Genomic DNA, 17,148 nt, shown 5'->3' with positions numbered 1-17,148 from the left:
AGGGAAACGCATATTCCATGTGGAGCTGCCGAAGGCTGCGATCTTTTGATCTAGCGGTCCTGCGCATCCTTGGCATCCGCTTCCGCATTGCGTTCGGCGACGCGCTTGCGTTGCTCTTCGGTCAATTCGACCTTGTTGGCGGTGTCGCGCAGCAGCATCAGACCGCCAACGATCGAGCCGATGGCAACGATCAGAATCAACCAGGCATACCAAGGCATAACGGCTCTCCTTAAGGGCAGGCCGGTGGGCGAGGGTTCGCCGATCGATCCTGCATACCACTTTTGAGCGATGGAATTTCGCAGTGGTTCCATTCTAGGCCTGTTATGTCCCGTTCATCTGCGCCACATCTTCGAAACCTGCACATTCCCCCTACAGGGGCGCGGTGTGTGAGGTTAAAGCCCGGTCAACATCGCATCCACCGGCGCATCGGCACGCAATTGCGCGGTGAGCATGAAGTACACGAAACCCACTGCCATGAAGCCGAGGAAGATCAGCCCGATCAAGGTGTTGAACCAGGCCATCGCCACCAGGCAAACCACCGCCAGCATCAACGCAATGAATGGCACCAATGGGTAGCAAGGCGCGCGGAAGGTGCGTTCCAGGTTCGGTTCGGTTTTGCGCAGTTTGAACAGGCTGAGCATGCTCATGATGTACATCACGATCGCGCCGAATACCGCCATGGTGATCATCGCCGCCGTCAGCGTCATGCCGCCGAGGTTGATCAAGCCATCGCTGTAGATCGCCGCGATGCCAATCACGCCACCGGCGATGATGGCCCGGTGCGGGGTCTGGAAGCGCGACAGTTTGGCCAGGGATGCTGGCAAGTAACCGGCCCGGGCCAGCGCAAAGAACTGCCGCGAGTAGCCGAGAATAATCCCGTGGAAACTCGCCACCAGGCCGAACAGGCCGATCCACACCAGCATGTGCAACCAGCCGGAGCTTTCGCCGACCACGGCTTTCATGGCTTGCGGCAGCGGATCGTTGATGTTCGACAGGGTGCGCCAGTCACCAACGCCACCGGCGAAGAACATCACGCCCATGGCCAGCAGCACCAGGGTCAGGATGCCGCTGATGTAGGCCTTGGGAATCGTGCGTTTCGGGTCTTTGGCTTCTTCGGCGGCCATGGCCGCGCCTTCGATGGCAAGGAAGAACCAGATGGCAAACGGAATGGCCGCGAACATGCCGGCAATCGCGGGCGCACCGAACACATCAGCACCAGCCCAGCCGTTGAGGGCGAAGTTACTGAAGCTGAACGCCGGGGCGACCACGCCCATGAACACCAACAATTCGGCGACCGCCAATACGCAGACCACCAGCTCGAAGGTCGCGGCCAGTTTCACGCCGAGGATGTTCAGGCCCATGAACACGATGTAGGCACCGACCGCCGCGTGTTTCGGGTCGAGGGCGGGAAACTGCACATTCAGGTAGGCGCCGATCGCCAGGGCAATCGCCGGAGGGGCGAAGACGAACTCGATCAGGGTCGCCAACCCGGCAATCAAACCGCCTTTCTCGCCAAAGGCGCGGCGGCTGTAGGCAAAGGGACCGCCGGCATGGGGAATCGCGGTGGTCAGTTCGGTGAAACTGAAGATGAAGCAGGTGTACATGGTGGCGACCATGAAAGAGGTCACCAGGAAGCCAAGTGTCCCGGCAACGCCCCAGCCGTAACTCCAGCCGAAGTACTCACCGGAAATCACCAGCCCGACCGCGATACCCCACAGGTGCAGCGTACCCAGCGTGGGTTTGAGTTGTGTGTTCATGCCTTGCTCCCTGAACGGTTTGGAAAAGCTCGGGGGAGGGCGTGTGCAGTGGGCGTGCCATTTTTCAGGTGGGCGTCGTAAAGCGCTGAAAGCTGTCGTATCGGGGATGGTCGCGGCCGGATGCGCGCTTTTTGTGCGCCAGTTGGGGGCGTTGTCGTCTGTGCTGCCGCCTTCGCGAGCAAGCCCGCTCCCACAATGGAATGCGCTTTCCCGGAAATCGCAAAAACCTGTGGGAGCGGGCTTGCCCGCGATGAGGCCCGTCGGAACACCGCTGTAACAAAACCATACCCCCACTCTTTACGCTTTATTTATGCCCCGCCACCCCCCTCGATCTCGCGCCTTTACAGCCACCCTCCCGACAATCACTCCACACGCGGCAATACGCCGTAACACGGAGAATTTCCATGAGCGTTCTGGACGGGGTGTCACTGCTATTGGCAGTGGGGCTGTTCATTTATCTGTTGGTTGCGCTGTTGCGCGCGGACCGGAACTAGGAGCGGCTATGCACAGTTATGACTATTGGCTGATCATCGCCTTCTTCGCCGTGGTGCTGATCCCGGCACCGTTTCTTGGGCGCTTCTACTACAAGGTGATGGAAGGGCAGCGCACCTGGCTGTCGCCGATCCTCGGGCCGGTGGAGAGGGGTTGCTATCGGGTGGCCGGCGTCGATCCACAGGCTGAGCAGAGCTGGCAGAAATACACCCTGGCCTTGCTCGCCTTCAACCTCGCGGGTTTTTTGCTGTTGTTCACGATCCTGCTGTTTCAGAATTATTTGCCGCTCAATCCGCAAAACTTGCCGGGTCAGGAATGGACGCAAGCGTTCAACACCGCCGTCAGCTTCATGACCAATACCAACTGGCAGTCCTACAGCGGCGAAGCGACCCTCAGCTACCTGAGTCAGATGGTCGGCCTCACCGTGCAGAACTTCGTCAGCGCCGCCACTGGCCTCGCTGTACTGGTTGCGCTGTGTCGCGGCATCGGCCGCAAATCCACCAAAACCCTGGGCAACTTCTGGGTCGACATGACCCGCGCCACCCTCTACGGCCTGCTGCCGCTGTGCCTGCTGCTGGCGCTGTATCTGGTCTGGCAGGGCGTGCCACAAACGTTCGCCCAGTACGTGAACGCCGTGACCATGCAGGGCGTCGATCAGGTCATCCCGCTCGGCCCGGCCGCCAGCCAGATTGCGATCAAGCAACTGGGCACCAACGGTGGTGGCTTCTTCGGCGTCAACTCGGCGCACCCGTTCGAGAACCCGACGGCGTGGAGCAACCTGTTCGAAGTCGCTTCGATCATTCTGATCCCGGTGGCGCTGGTGTTCACCTTCGGCCATTACGTGAAAGACCTGCGTCAGAGCCGCGCGATCATCGCCTGCATGCTGGCGCTGTTTTTGATCGGCGGCGCGACGTCGCTGTGGGCTGAATATCAACCGAACCCGACCCTGAACAACGTCGCCGTCGAACAGACCGCGCCGCTGGAAGGCAAGGAAGCGCGTTTCGGCACCACCGCCACGGTGCTGTGGTCGGTGACCACCACGGCGGCGTCGAACGGTTCGGTCAATGGCATGCACGACAGCCTCAATCCGCTGAGCGGCATGGTGGCGATGATCAACATGATGGTCGGCGAAGTGATCTTCGGCGGCGTCGGAGCCGGGCTCTACGGCATGTTGCTCAACGTGCTGATCGCGGTATTCCTCGCCGGGCTGATGATCGGCCGCACTCCGGAATACCTCGGCAAGAAACTGCAAGCCAAAGAAGTCCAGTTGCTGGTGGTGACCTTGCTGGTGATGCCAGTCGGCGTGCTGGTGCTCGGCGCGATTGCTGCCAGCCTGCCTGGCCCGGTCGCGGCGGTGAGTAACCCCGGTGCTCACGGTTTCAGCCAGTTGCTTTATGCCTACACCTCGGCCAGTGCCAACAACGGCTCGGCGTTCGGCGGCTTCGGTGCCAACACCGCGTTCCACAACTTGATGCTGGGGCTGGGCATGTTGATCGGTCGCTTCGGTTACATCCTCCCGGTACTGGCCCTGGCCGGCAGCCTGGCGATGAAGAAAACCGCGCCGATCGGCCAGAACAGCTTCCCGACTCACGGCCCGCTGTTCGTGGTCCTGTTGACCGTGACCATTTTGCTGGTGGGTGGTTTGACCTTCCTGCCGACCCTGGCGCTGGGCCCGATTGCCGAACATCTGAGCTTGGGCTTCTAAGGAGTCAATGATGAATATGCCCGCAACTAAAGCCGCCGTCGTCAAGGCGCCGGAACAACCGAAAACCGCGATCTCGGCCCTCTGGCGCCCGGCGCTGGTGCAAGCGTTCGTAAAGCTCGACCCACGGCAATTGCAACGTGCGCCGGTGATGCTGGTGGTGGAACTGACCGCGATTCTGACCACCGTGCTGTGCTTCATTCCCGACAGCGCCGTGCCGACTTTCGTCGCCGCGCAAATCGCGTTGTGGCTGTGGTTCACCGTGCTGTTCGCCAACTTTGCCGAAGCGCTGGCAGAAGGTCGCGGCAAGGCCCGTGCCGACAGCCTCAAGGCCGGCAGTGAAGGCTTGAGTGCCCGGCGCAAAAACGCCAATGGCAGCTTTCAGGTGGTGCCCGCCACCAGCCTGCGCAAGGGCGATGTGGTGCGCGTCGAAGCGGGAGAGATGATTCCCGGTGACGGCGAGGTGATCGAAGGCATCGCGGCGGTCAACGAAGCGGCAATTACCGGTGAATCCGCGCCGGTGATTCGTGAGTCCGGTGGCGACCGTTCGGCGGTCACCGGCAACACTCGACTGGTGTCCGACTGGCTGCTGGTACGCATCACCGCCAACCCCGGTGAATCGACCCTCGACCGCATGATCGCGCTGGTCGAAGGCGCCAAACGCCAGAAAACCCCGAACGAAGTGGCGCTGGATATCCTGCTGATCGGCCTGACCCTGATCTTTCTGCTGGTGGTGGTGACCCTGCAACCGTTCGCCCACTTCGCCAATGGCAGCCTGCCGCTGGTGTTCCTGGTGGCGTTATTGGTCACGCTGATTCCGACCACCATTGGCGGCTTGCTGTCGGCCATCGGTATCGCCGGGATGGACCGTCTGGTGCGCCTGAACGTGATCGCCAAATCCGGTCGCGCCGTGGAAGCGGCGGGGGACGTTCACGTCCTGCTGCTGGACAAGACCGGCACCATCACCTTTGGCAATCGTCGTTGCTCCGCGGTCTATGCCGCGCCGGGTGTCACTGCCAAGGAATTGGCCGAAGGCGCGTTGTTTGCCTCCTTGGCCGATGACACGGCTGAAGGCAAATCCATCGTCGAGTACCTGCGCGGTCTTCATCCGCAACCCGAGCCGTCCGCCGAGGTGCTGACCGCGGTGCCGTTCAGTGCTGAAACCCGCTTGTCTGGCGTTGACTATCAGGGCCGGGTCTATCGCAAAGGCGCGGTGGATTCGCTGCTGACTTTCGTCGGCCTGAAACGCGCCGATCTGGCCGCGCCTCTGTCCCGGGAGATCGACAAGATCGCCCAGAGTGGCGGCACGCCTCTGCTGGTCTGCGTCGACGGCAAATTGCTCGGTGTCATTCACCTCAAGGACGTGGTCAAGCCCGGCATCCGCGAGCGTTTCGCCGAATTGCGCAAGCTGGGGATTCGCACGGTCATGGTCACGGGCGACAACCCGCTGACCGCCGCTGCGATTGCCGCCGAAGCGGGCGTGGATGACGTGCTGGCTGAAGCGACTCCGGAGAAAAAACTGGCGCGCATTCGTCACGAGCAGAACGACGGTCGCCTGGTCGCCATGTGCGGCGACGGTGCCAACGACGCCCCGGCCCTGGCTCAGGCGGACGTCGGCATGGCGATGAACGACGGTACGCAAGCGGCACGGGAGGCGGCGAACATGGTCGACCTCGACAGCGACCCGACCAAGCTGTTGGACGTGGTGCAGATCGGTAAGGAATTACTGGTGACCCGTGGTGCGCTGACCACCTTTTCCATCGCCAACGACGTGGCCAAGTACTTCGCGATCCTGCCGGCACTGTTCGCCTCGATCTACCCGCAACTGGGTGTGCTCAACGTCATGCACCTGAGCAGTCCGCAGAGCGCGATTCTGTCGGCGATTGTGTTCAACGCCTTGATCATTGTGGTGCTGATTCCGTTGGCGTTGCGTGGTGTGAGGGTGCAAGCGGTGAGCGCGGCGGCGTTGCTGCGGCGCAATCTGCTGATTTATGGGCTGGGCGGGATTCTGGTGCCGTTCGTGGGCATCAAGGCGATCGACATGTTGTTGACGGCGTTGCATTTGGTATAGCGGTTGCTGCTTGAGGCAGGGGCTTTTGTGGCGAGGGAGCTTGCTCCCGCTGGGCTGCGAAGCGGCCCCACCTCAGGCCCAAGTGTTTATTCAGGCACACCGCATTCACCAGGTTTACGACTGCTGCGCAGCCGAGCGGGAGCAAGCTCCCTCGCCACAGGTGATGTGTGTGCCTTCCGAGTCGAATAGAGGATTTTGAAATGTCCACACTGATACGTCCGGCCCTGAGCCTGCTGTTGCTGATGACCCTGATCACCGGCGTCGCCTACCCGTTGGTGGTCACCGGCGTCGCCCAGGTCGCCTTCCCGGACCAGGCCAATGGCAGCCTGGTGCGCGACGCTGACGGCAAGGTTCGCGGTTCGTCGCTGATAGCCCAGGATTTCGTTGGTGATGGCTGGTTCCACCCACGGCCATCGGCCGGTGCCTTTGCCACCGTGTCGAGCAGCGCCAGCAACCTCTCGCCCAGCAATCCGGCGTTGGCCACTCGGGTGATCGACGAGGCCAGTAAATTGCAGGTAGCTGGCCAGGGGCCGGTGCCGTTGGCGATGCTGACCACCTCCGGCAGCGGCCTCGATCCGCACTTGCCACCGGCCGCAATTGCCTATCAACTGGCGCGTGTCGCGGCGGCGCGCAATCTGCCAGTGTCTACGCTTGAGCAACTGCTCAACGCGCACATTGAACAGCCCCTGGTGGGGCCGCCGGTGGTGAATGTGTTGGCGTTGAATATGGCGCTGGAAAAACTGTAAAGGTCAAAAGTTTGGAAAGGATCGTTCCCACGCTCTGCGTGGGAATGCATCTATATGGACGCTCTGCGTCCGCTTCGACTGGGACGCGGAGCGTCCCGGGCTGCATTCCCACGCAGAGCGTGGGAACGATCAATTAGAGAGAACTTCAAGCATGAGTGACTCCGGCCGCGCCGACGCGCTGTTAGCAGACCTGCCCCGCGATGGCCGTGGCCGGCTCAAGGTATTCCTGGGCGCCGCCCCGGGGGTCGGCAAGACCTACGCCATGCTGCAAGCCGCCCACACTCAACTGCGTCAAGGCGTGAAAGTCATGGCCGGGGTGGTCGAAACCCACGGTCGCGCCGAAACCGAAGCGCTGTTGGCTGGCTTGCCGCAGCAACCGTTGGTGCGCTCGGAATACCGCGGCGTGATGCTCGAAGAAATGGACCTCGACGGTCTGCTTGCCGCCAAACCGAAACTGGTGCTGGTGGACGAACTGGCCCACAGCAACGCCCCCGGCAGTCGTCACGCCAAACGTTGGCAAGACATTCAGGAATTGCTGGCTGCCGGCATCGACGTGTTCACCACGGTCAACGTCCAGCATCTGGAAAGTCTCAACGATCAGGTGCGCGGCATCACTGGCGTACAGGTGCGCGAAACCCTGCCGGACTGGGTGCTGCAAGAAGCCTACGAACTGCTGCTGATCGACCTGCCGCCGCGCGAGTTGCTGGAGCGTCTGCGTGACGGCAAGGTCTACGTGCCGGAGCAGGCGCGGGCGGCCATCGATGCATTCTTCACCCAGACCAACCTCACCGCCCTGCGCGAACTGGCGATGCAAACCGCCGCCGCTCAGGTCGATAACGATCTGGCCCAGGGTTATCGCCAGTTGGGGCAGGCCGCACCGGCTGTGCGCGGTCGCTTGCTGGTGGGTGTCGATGGCGATGCTCAGGCCGAGCGTCTGGTGCGTCACGCCAGTCGTGTGGCCCAGCGGCGGCATTTGCCGTGGAGCCTGGTGCATGTGGACAACGGCCGTGTGCGCGACGAGCAATCGCGGCTGCGCCTGCAAAGCGCTCAACAACTGGCCGAACGCCTCGGTGGTGAAGTGGTGTTGCTGCGCGCGGGCGAGGTGGCGAAAACGTTGATCCAGCACGCCGCTGAACGCCGCGCCAGCCTGGTGCTGGTGGGCCAGTCACGCCAGCGTTTGCGTCGACGGTTGTTCGGTGGCGGGCTGGCGTCTCGTTTACTGCGCGATGCTCGCGGGCTGGAAATCAACGTGCTCGACAGTGATCAGGAACAGCATCAGCCGCGCCAACGCTCGGCGCAATCGCTGGTCTGGTTCGACTACGCGTTGGCGCTGGTGGCAACGGTGCTTGCCAGTGCCCTGGCCTGGGCGGTGTCGAGCGCCTTGGCGCTGCCCAACATTTCGCTGGTGTTCCTCGCCGCAGTGTTGCTGGTGGCGGTGCGTAGCAGTCTCGGCCCGGCATTGGCCTGCGCGGCGCTGTCGTTTCTGACCTATGACTTTCTGTTCATCCCGCCGACGTTCTCCTTCCGTATCCAGCGCGAAGAAGACGTGCTGACCTTGTTGTTCTTTCTGTTGATGGCGGCCTTGACCGGTAACCTTGCGGCTCGGCAACGGCGGCAATTGCAGGCCTTGCGCGACACCCAGGAAGAAACCAGCGAACTGCTCGACCTGTCGCGCAAACTCACCGCCGCCACCGACCGTCAGGCCGTGGTCAGCGCTGCGGCGCAGCACCTCAATGGCTGGACCGACCTGAAACTGTGCCTGCTCAATCGCGATGGCCAGAGCGGCTGGAAAGTTGAAACCGGCGGGCCGCTGGAGTTCTCCGAAGCCGAGCGCGCCGCCGCCGATTGGGCCTGGCAACACGACCAACCGGCCGGCGCAGGCACCGGCACCTTGCCGTTCGGGCGCTGGTGGTGGTGGCCGTTGTCGGTGGACGATGGGCCGCTGGCGCTGCTCGGCGTGTGTGCCAAAGAAGGTCAGACCCTGAGCGGCCAGCGGCGGCGCTTGTTGACCGCACTGAGCCAACCGCTGGCCCAGGCATTGGCCCGCGCGCAACTGGCCGATGACCTTGAGGCGGCGCGCTTGCATGGCGAAACTGAGCAACTGCGCAGCGCGCTGTTGGCCTCGGTGTCCCACGATTTACGCACGCCGCTGACCTCCATGCGCGGCAGCATCGACAGCCTGCTGGCGCTTGGCGAGGCGATCCCCTTGGAGGACCGCCGCGAACTGCTCGAAGGCACCCGCGATGAAGCCGAACGACTGGATCGCTATATTCAAAACCTGCTAGACATGACGCGCCTCGGTCACGGCGCCCTGAAGCTGGCGCGAGACTGGGTGTCGCCAGCAGACATCGTCGGCAGTTCGCTCAATCGTCTGCGCGCGGTGCTGGCATCGTTGCAGGTGATTACCGAAGTGCCGGCCGAGTTGCCGCTGCTCTATGTGCATGCCGCGCTGATCGAGCAAGCACTGGTCAATGTGCTGGAAAACGCCGCGCGTTTCTCACCGCCCCACGGGCGTCTTGAATTGTGTGCAGGGGCCAATGACAGCGAGCTGTTTTTTTCGGTGAGCGATGAGGGACCGGGGATTCCCGAGGAGGACCGGGCGAAGATTTTCGACATGTTTTACACCGCCGCTCGCGGTGATCGCGGTGGGCAGGGCACGGGGTTGGGGCTGGCGATCTGTCAGGGCATGGTCGGTGCCCATGGCGGGCGGATCAGCGTCGCCGACGGCATCGAAGGGCGCGGTACCTGCATCACGCTGCACCTGCCGTTGCAGACTCAACCGGGATTGGACAGTGAAGCCTGATCTCGCCTGCGCTACTCTCTTGCCACTTCTTTGTGTTGATATGAATTCATGAGCCAGACTGCGACCATTTTGGTCATCGACGACGAACCGCAGATCCGCAAATTCCTGCGCATCAGCCTCGCCTCCCAAGGCTACAAAGTGCTGGAGGCCGGCACCGGCACGGAAGGCCTGGCCCAGGCCGCATTGAACAAACCCGACCTGCTGGTGCTCGACCTCGGCCTGCCGGACATGGACGGCCAGCAGGTGCTGCGCGAGTTTCGCGAGTGGTCGACGGTGCCGGTACTGGTGCTCTCGGTACGCGCCAGCGAAGGGCAGAAAGTACAAGCCCTGGATGGCGGCGCCAACGACTACGTGACCAAGCCGTTCGGCATCCAGGAGTTTTTGGCCCGGGTGCGCGCCTTGCTGCGTCAGGCGCCGACGGGTGAGGCTCAGGAAGCGGCGCTCAGTTTCGGCCCGCTCACCGTGGACCTGGCTTATCGCCGGGTGCTATTGGACGGTGCCGAAGTGGCGCTGACGCGCAAGGAATATGCGGTATTGGCGCAACTGGCCCGGCATCCGGGGCGGGTCATCACCCAGCAGCAATTGCTCAAGGACATCTGGGGCCCGACCCACACCGAAGACAGCCACTATCTGCGGATAGTGGTCGGGCACTTGCGGCAGAAACTGGCGGATGATCCGACTCAGCCACGGTTTATCGTTACCGAGGCGGGGGTTGGGTATCGGTTGTTGAGTGAGGGTAGCCTTTAGTTTTTGTGGTGCCTGATCCTGCGCCATCGCGGGCAAGCCCGCTCCCACAGTGTTCCGGGTGTTCACAGATCATGTGACCGCCACAAAACTCTGTGGGAGCGGGCTTGCCCGCGAAGAGGCCCTCACATTCACCCAGGAACCTCAAGATTCCCGCTCATTCTCATACCGATCCAGCGTATCGCGCGCAATCTCGCGCCCCAGCGCGATCAATTCCGGCGCCTTGTAGAACTCGAAAAACCGGCACACCCGCTTGGGCACGTTGATCAGGATATCCGGCGGATACCCGGCAATCTTGTACTGCGCCAATGAGGTCTGCATCACCTCGAAACTCTGGTTGATCAGGTCCAGCAAGGACGCCGGCCCGACGTTGTCGATGATGAACGACCCGGTGGCGGATTTCGGTGCGCCGTTGCTTTCCGGGGCCGCCGCCGGTTGCTGGCCTTCGGGCGCGGCGGATTCGATCCACGGATTGATATCGGCCGCTTCTGCCATCAACGCCTCCTTTTCCAGCAGCAGCAATTGTTCCGCCTGTTTGCGGCGGAAGGGCATTTTCGAACCCAACGAGTTGATCAGGCTGTCAAAACGGGTCTTGAACGCGGCCGGGCGCTGGATCACTGGCAGTTGATAGTGACGCTGGTTGGTGGAGTTGAGGTTGACCGCGATGATGAGGTCGCAATGGCTCGACACCACCGGCACGATCGGCAATGGGTTGAGAATGCCGCCGTCCACCAGCATTCGATTGCCCTGCATCACCGGCGTGAACAGGCTGGGGATCGCCGCCGAGGCGCGCATGGCCTGGTGCAGGCAGCCTTCCTGGAACCAGATTTCCTGCTGGTTGGTCAGGTCCGTGGCCACCGCCGTGTAGGGAATGCGCAGGTCTTCAATATTAATTTCGCCGACGATCTTGCGGATCTGTCCGAAGACCTTTTCCCCGCGAATTGCGCCCAGGCGAAAGCTGACGTCCACCAGACGCAACACGTCGAGGTAATCCAGGCTCTCGATCCAGTCGCGGTAATCCTTGAGTTTATCGGCGGCATAGATCCCGCCGACCACTGCGCCCATGGAGCAACCGGCGATGCAGGCGATGTCGTAGCCGCGCCGTTCGATCTCTTCAATGACGCCGATATGGGCGTAGCCCCGGGCGCCACCCGAGCCCAACACCAGTGCGACACGCTTTTTCATGAATCGACCTCTCTGACAAGGTTCAACAATGCACCCATCGAGGGGCACGCTTCAATCGCTATGGTCGTTCGAGGGGGCCAGTGCGTCGTTTTTTGACACTCAGGCAAGGCGAATGGGTATTCTCGCCGGCTCTATGTTTTCACTGCATGTTTCCACTGCATGTTTCCACGGCGAGCCCAAGGCACTTTTCACGTGCCAGACCGTCTTACGTGCATGCATATTTACCTATCTTTGAGGTGTGAGTGATGAAAGTCTGGATCTGTGTGCCGTTGATTGCCCTGGCACTCGCCGGTTGTGCCGGTAAAACCGCTTACCGTGACAGCTGCGGTAGCCAGCTCGACGCCGCCTGGCGTGAACTGGATCTGGCCAAGGTCGAGGGCTTTGCCGGGACTGTCAGCTACTCCAAGGCGCTGTCGTTGCTGACCGGCGCCAAGACCCAGCAGCAATTCGAAGCGTATGAGGGGTGCACCAAGAAGGCCGAGAAGGCGCGCTTCTACATTCGTGAATCTCGCGCCGGTCGCTGAAGCATGCTATAGCCAATGGGGGAATTCGATTTACGGAGCAAGCGATGTCTGCCTTGGTTGATCGGTTGGTGGCTCACGTTCTGAGCCTGGACATTCGCCTGCTCGCCTGCCAGGCACGCTTGAGTGCCCGTACCGATTCTGAAGCCCTGCACGATCTACGCACCACCGTGCGGCGTTTGCGCAGCTTGTTGCGGCCCTTGCGCGGTTTGCCCGGAGTCGAGCAACTTGAAGCGGCGGCTTCCCGGGTCGGTGACCTGACCACGCCGTTGCGCGATCGCGAAGTGCTGGCAGCGTACCTGCTCCAGCACGATCAACCCGAGGCCGCGCACCGGCGCATGGCGCGGATGCACGAGGTTTATCCCGTCGTGGCGGCGAGCCCGGAAGTGGCGCAGATGCTGATGATCCTCGACGCCTTTCCGCGTTTCCTGCGGGCTTCTCAGCGTCAGGGCTTGCTCAAGGGCTTGCGCAAGCGCATCGAAAAACGCTTGGGCAAACAATGGAAGAAACTCGACCAGGCCCTGCATGACCCCGCCCATGACCGCCATCGCCTGCGCCTGCTGATCAAGCGCGTGCGCTATGGCATCGAAGCCTACCCCGAACTGGATCGCTTGCCGGAAGCGGCCCTGTCCGGATTGAAATCGGCCCAATCCGCTTTGGGCGATTGGCACGACAGCTGGCAGTGGCTGGACCGCGCCAAAGAAGAGCCCGATTTGCAGCCCTGTGTCGCGACCTGGAAAACCACCTTGGCCGAGGCCGAAGCGCGCGCCGACCGCGTCCTCGAAAAATTCAGTGCCGCCTGCTTCAAATCCTGAAAACCCTAAAGATCAAATGTGGGAGCGGGCTTGCTCGCGAAGAGGGCATGACATTCAACGAAAATGTTGAATGTCAGAGCGCTTTCGCGAGCAAGCCCGCTCCCACAGTTGTTTTGTGGTGAACAGGGAATGAGTGTTCGAGCCGAGCACGGCTCATCTGTCAGTGATTTTGGCCGGAATAAGCGCTGTATCGGCTTTGCGCGCTGGTTAAGATCGTTCCATCCATTTTCCTGTCTCTGAGGTTCCCATGCACTTTTCCGATCTGCTCGACGCTGTGCGCAGTCAGCCGCAGGAGCTGTCTATTCCGGCCGAATGGGGCCAGGGCCGGGCGAGTTTTGGGGGGCTGATAGCCGCCTTGCAATACGAAGCCATGCGCGCAAAAGTCCCGGCGGATCGTCCGGTGCGTTCGCTGGCAATCACCTTTGTCGGCCCGGTCGTACCCGATGTGCCAGTCAGTTTTGAAGTCGATGTGTTGCGCGAAGGCAAAGCCGTCAGCCAGGTGCTGGGCCGGGCGATGCAGAAGGGCCAGGTGGTGACGTTGGTCCAGGGCAGCTTCGGCGCCTCGCGACCTTCCGAAGTGGCGGTCACGGCCAACGCTGCGCCCGAGATGAAGCACTGGGACGACTGCCAGGAAATGCCCTATATCAAAGGGGTGACCCCGGAATTCATGCGTCATTTGGCAATGCGCTGGAGTGTCGGTGGCCTGCCGTTCACCGGCAACACCTCCCGCGACATGGGAGGTTGGGTGCGCTTGCGTGGAGAAGGGAAGGACGAGGTGGTCAGCGAGGCGCATATTCTGGCGCTGGTCGACGCCTGGCCGCCGTCCTTGTTGTCGTATCTGAAGAAGCCGGCGGCAGGCAGCACGCTGACCTGGACCATCGAATTCGTCCAGCCGTTACTTGCGTTGAGCACGCTGGACTGGTGCAAGTACCTGGTTGAAATCGAGTATGCCGCTGACGGCTACGGGCACGCCGCCGCAAAACTGTGGAGCGAAGACGGTCAGTTGATCGCCATGAGCCGGCAGACAGTCACGATTTTCGCCTGATCAGTGACGACGGCGGTGGCGTTCACGCCAGGCGCGCCACCAGCCGCCACTGAAGAAAAACCGTGGGAAGGTCAGGAACTGCTCGACCAACAAGCGTGATACCGCATCTTTGCGATCACTGAAGGGCTCGGAGGCTTGTGCCTCCAGGCGATGACCTTGGCGCTGCAGACCCAGGGCGGCGATCAGGCCGATAACGCCGATCGCGATACTCGCCAGATCCAGGCTGAACACCCCCGAGACCATCAGCAAAAACGCCACGATGAACAGCGGCACGGCAATCAGGTGCAACACCAGATTGGTCGGGTGCTGGTGATTATGCGGGTACGCTCGCCATTGCCAGGCGGGAAGGTTGGGATGACGTTTGCCCATGATGCTTATCCTTGGTTCGATGAGGCTCTTGAACAAAGAATAGGCCGGGCGAAAGCCGTCGGCGAATCGAGGCTGGCTATCGGCGCAATAGGTGTAATGGTCAGGATTGATTTTGCTCGGTCTGACGCCATCGCGGGCAAGCCCGCTCCCACAGGTAATGCGCAAGTTTTAAAATAGCGCTAATCCTGTGGGAGCGGGCTTGCCCGCGATGGGGCCATCACAGTTTCAGCTGACCTATGGCCTTGCTCAACTCCCCGGCCAACATCGCCAACTCATTGCTGGTGATCGCCGAATTCACGGTCTGCTGCACGGTATTTTCGGTGACGTCGCGAATGCTCACCACCGCCCGATTCATTTCCTCCGCCACATGGCTCTGCTGCTCGGCCGCCACAGCGATCTGCGTATTGCTTTCACGCATCTGCGCCACCGCTCCAGTGATTTCGGCCAGGGCCACACTGGCTTCCTGAGCCTGCTGCATGCAGTCGTCCGCCTTGTACGAGCTTTCCTGCATGAAGTCCACAGCATCCCGAGTGCCGGCCTGCAGCGCTGAAACCATGGTGGTGATCTCGTCGGTGGACGCCTGGACTCGCTTGGCCAGGTTACGCACCTCATCGGCGACCACCGCAAACCCGCGGCCCATTTCCCCGGCCCGGGCCGCTTCGATGGCGGCGTTAAGGGCCAGCAGGTTGGTCTGTTCGGCGATGCTGTGGATCACGCTGACCACGCCGTTGATCTTCTGACTGTCCTCGGCCAGACGCTGAATCATCTCGGCCGTTTGCTGCACGCCGGTGGACAACCCGCCAATCGATTGCTGCACCCGAGTGACCACTTCCTGGCCGCTGCCGGCCAGGGTGTCGGCGGTTTGCGAGAGGTCGCGGGTGGCGCCGGCGTGTTGGGCTATGTGATGGACCGTGGCGGTCATTTCGTTGATCGCTGTGGCGGCCTGATCGGTTTCGCTTTGCTGACCGAGCATACCGTGACGCACCTCGTTCATGCTCGAGGCCAGCCGCGCGGCGCCGACATCCAGTTGCCTCGCAGTGCTGGCGACGGTGTTGACCACCCGCTGATAACCGGCCTGCATGGCGTTGAAGGCATTGGCCATCTGCCCGACTTCATCCTTGCAAGCCAGCGGCACACGGGCCGACAGGTCGCCGCTTTTCTCGACATGGAGCATCACGTCTTTCAACGTGTTGAGCTGGCTGAGCAGGAAGCGGATCAACAGTTGCGAGGCGCCGAGCATTGCCAGCATCAGGATGAACACCGCTACCGCGTAGTGGGTGAAGCGTTCGCCGAACACGTGGCTCAGGCTCGGGCCATAGGCAATTACCGCGACCTGTTGACCGTCAGGGCGAGTGAATACCTCGGCGCCCATCAACGGGTTTTCACCGAACAGCGGCATAGCGTTGATCTCGACCCAACCGTTGGTATCGGTCAGCTCCAGCACCGGTTGCCCATTCAGTAACGGCGCCTGCCCGCGATTGAAGGTCAGCAGATTATCGGCCTTGGGCAGCGGCTGCCCGGCAGGCCAGGCATTGAGCAATCGCGCCTGGGCCTGAACCGACGCCTGGGCGGCGTGGCTGCGGGCTTGTTGTTCAAGCTGCACGGCGTACAGCACCAGCAACAGGGTGGTGACGAAGGCAACGGCGTTGACCGCCCAGAATTTGTATTTCAGCGAGATGTTGCTAAGCCAGGCACCCATGGAGGTCTTCTCTGATAGCGGAAACAGTTTTGGCAAGGTGCCATTAGTGTGCCGCTACTCAGGGGGGCGACTCTTGATATGGATCAATGGGCAACACCGCTAACCTGTGGGAGCGGGCTTGCCCGCGATAGCGGTGTATCTGGCACCAGAGATGTCGACTGATATTTCGTCATCGCGAGCAAGCCCGCTCTCACAGGGGATTTGTAGTTACTGGGGGATCGAAGGCAACCCGTAGAATGCCCGTGCGCATGCTGTGGTGTGATTTGCCAGGTCTTCCTGGCTTTCCCCACGATGCAACGCCACCTCACGCAACACTTCAGTCAGATACGCCGGCTCGTTGCGGCCATTCTTCGGCTTGGGGCGCAAGCTGCGGGGCAGCAGATACGGTGCATCGCTCTCCAGCATCAAGCGCCCGCGTTTAATCTCTTTGACCAGTGGATGCAGGTGCGTGCCCCGGCGCTCGTCACAAATCCAGCCAGTGATGCCGATGTGCAGATCCAGATCGAGGTAGCTGAACAGCGCCTTCTTTTCACCGGTGAAGCAGTGCACCACGGCGGCTGGCAACTGGTCGCGGTAATCACGCAGGATCTCCAGCAATCGTTGGCTGGCATCGCGCTCATGCAGGAACACCGGCAATTGCAGTTCGACCGCCATCTCCAGATGTTTTTCGAGGACCTTTTCCTGTTGCGGGCGGGGCGAGAAATCACGATTGAAATCGAGGCCGCATTCACCCACGGCCACCACGTTCGGCTCCTTGAGCAAACTGCGCAGGCGCTGAGCGCTATCGGCGTTCCAGTCGCTGGCCGAATGTGGGTGAATACCGGCCGTAGCGAACAGCCGCTGAGCGCTTTCGTCCAGTTGCTGGCACAGCTCCAGCGCCTGTTCGCTGCCCTCGACGCTGGTCCCGGTGAGCACCAGTTGGCAGACACCGGCAGCATAGGCACGGTCGAGCACAGCCTGGTGTTTGTCGGCGAAACTGGGGTTGGTCAGGTTGACGCCGATATCGATGAGTTGCATGGTGCTACCTCGGACCAAAGGCCGGAAAGCATATCAGAGCCGTAGATTTATAAGAAAAGCCAAGAACTACAACCAGTTAAAGCTGTCTGTTGAGGCCGCGAGACAGGTCGGGTGGTAGATTTGCCATCACTGTGCCACTCTCACGCACTTTACCAGCGCTTCAGGCGCTCTGTTTCTGTCGC

15 protein-coding genes are annotated in these 17,148 nt (G+C 61.6%); 9 read left to right on the top strand and 6 right to left on the bottom strand.

All coding sequences use genetic code 11. The annotated features are described in order from the left end of the window. Positions 1–50: 50 nt before the first annotated feature. Together AC1RQB_RS05960 and eat are read right to left on the bottom strand one after the other, a co-directional pair. Positions 51–218 (bottom strand): DUF2897 family protein, encoded by a 168-nt coding sequence (locus tag AC1RQB_RS05960; protein WP_007899812.1) that lies wholly within the window; start codon positions 216–218, stop codon positions 51–53. A 174-nt stretch (positions 219–392) separates the two neighbouring features. After that, the gene (gene eat, locus AC1RQB_RS05955) at positions 393–1,757 is read right to left on the bottom strand and encodes an ethanolamine permease (RefSeq protein ID WP_063341108.1); all 1,365 of its coding nucleotides are present in this window, start codon (positions 1,755–1,757) and stop codon (positions 393–395) included. A 404-nt stretch (positions 1,758–2,161) separates the two neighbouring features. On the opposite strand from eat, the gene kdpF reads away from it, so the two are divergent. The 6 genes from kdpF to AC1RQB_RS05925 all read left to right on the top strand — a co-directional run bounded on the left by kdpF (position 2,162) and on the right by AC1RQB_RS05925 (position 10,318). Further along, positions 2,162–2,251, top strand: coding sequence for a K(+)-transporting ATPase subunit F (kdpF, locus tag AC1RQB_RS05950; protein WP_007899818.1), 90 nt, complete (start codon positions 2,162–2,164; stop codon positions 2,249–2,251). Between the two features lie 8 nt (positions 2,252–2,259). Further along, positions 2,260–3,954: a potassium-transporting ATPase subunit KdpA gene (gene kdpA / locus AC1RQB_RS05945; RefSeq protein WP_063341107.1), complete on the top strand. Its 1,695-nt coding sequence runs from the start codon at positions 2,260–2,262 to the stop codon at positions 3,952–3,954. Positions 3,955–3,964: 10 nt separating this feature from the next. Beyond that, on the top strand, positions 3,965–6,022 hold the full coding sequence (gene kdpB, locus AC1RQB_RS05940) for a potassium-transporting ATPase subunit KdpB (RefSeq protein WP_063341106.1): 2,058 nt from the start codon (positions 3,965–3,967) through the stop codon (positions 6,020–6,022). Positions 6,023–6,222: 200 nt separating this feature from the next. Beyond that, positions 6,223–6,768 (top strand): potassium-transporting ATPase subunit KdpC, encoded by a 546-nt coding sequence (gene kdpC, locus AC1RQB_RS05935; protein WP_063341105.1) that lies wholly within the window; start codon positions 6,223–6,225, stop codon positions 6,766–6,768. Positions 6,769–6,919: 151 nt separating this feature from the next. Beyond that, positions 6,920–9,571: a DUF4118 domain-containing protein gene (locus AC1RQB_RS05930; RefSeq protein ID WP_008071675.1), complete on the top strand. Its 2,652-nt coding sequence runs from the start codon at positions 6,920–6,922 to the stop codon at positions 9,569–9,571. 48 nt (positions 9,572–9,619) lie between these two features. Further along, the gene (locus AC1RQB_RS05925; protein ID WP_008006017.1) at positions 9,620–10,318 is read left to right on the top strand and encodes a response regulator; all 699 of its coding nucleotides are present in this window, start codon (positions 9,620–9,622) and stop codon (positions 10,316–10,318) included. Between the two features lie 141 nt (positions 10,319–10,459). On the opposite strand, the gene AC1RQB_RS05920 is transcribed toward AC1RQB_RS05925, so the two are convergent. Continuing rightward, a complete protein-coding gene (locus AC1RQB_RS05920) occupies positions 10,460–11,500 on the bottom strand; it encodes a patatin-like phospholipase family protein (protein ID WP_063341104.1) in 1,041 nt (346 codons plus the stop codon). Positions 11,501–11,745: 245 nt separating this feature from the next. Between AC1RQB_RS05920 and AC1RQB_RS05915 the strand changes: the two genes are divergently transcribed. The 3 genes from AC1RQB_RS05915 to AC1RQB_RS05905 all read left to right on the top strand — a co-directional run bounded on the left by AC1RQB_RS05915 (position 11,746) and on the right by AC1RQB_RS05905 (position 13,881). Further along, entirely contained in the window at positions 11,746–12,024 is a 279-nt protein-coding gene (locus AC1RQB_RS05915; RefSeq protein ID WP_008071677.1) for a hypothetical protein, read from the top strand. 44 nt (positions 12,025–12,068) lie between these two features. Beyond that, on the top strand, positions 12,069–12,836 hold the full coding sequence (locus AC1RQB_RS05910; RefSeq protein WP_063341103.1) for a CHAD domain-containing protein: 768 nt from the start codon (positions 12,069–12,071) through the stop codon (positions 12,834–12,836). A gap of 247 nt (positions 12,837–13,083) precedes the next feature. Beyond that, entirely contained in the window at positions 13,084–13,881 is a 798-nt protein-coding gene (locus AC1RQB_RS05905; RefSeq protein WP_063341102.1) for an acyl-CoA thioesterase, read from the top strand. Here AC1RQB_RS05905 and AC1RQB_RS05900 read toward each other — a convergent pair whose 3' ends face one another. The 3 genes from AC1RQB_RS05900 to AC1RQB_RS05890 all read right to left on the bottom strand — a co-directional run bounded on the left by AC1RQB_RS05900 (position 13,882) and on the right by AC1RQB_RS05890 (position 16,966). Beyond that, positions 13,882–14,250, bottom strand: a complete 369-nt coding sequence (locus AC1RQB_RS05900) for an Mpo1-like protein (RefSeq protein ID WP_008071687.1) — start codon at positions 14,248–14,250, stop codon at positions 13,882–13,884. It lies immediately after the preceding gene. Positions 14,251–14,467: 217 nt separating this feature from the next. Next, positions 14,468–15,949 carry a methyl-accepting chemotaxis protein gene (locus AC1RQB_RS05895; RefSeq protein ID WP_063341100.1) on the bottom strand — a complete coding sequence of 494 codons (1,482 nt, stop codon included), beginning with the start codon at positions 15,947–15,949 and terminating at the stop codon, positions 14,468–14,470. 207 nt (positions 15,950–16,156) lie between these two features. Further along, the gene (locus AC1RQB_RS05890) at positions 16,157–16,966 is read right to left on the bottom strand and encodes a TatD family hydrolase (RefSeq protein WP_007899841.1); all 810 of its coding nucleotides are present in this window, start codon (positions 16,964–16,966) and stop codon (positions 16,157–16,159) included. Between the last annotated feature and the right edge of the window lie 182 nt (positions 16,967–17,148).

This window comes from Pseudomonas sp. GW822-FHT02E03 (assembly GCF_058802325.1).
Note: the sequence above shows the minus strand (reverse complement) of the source record. Positions and strands in the feature narration are given on the sequence as shown.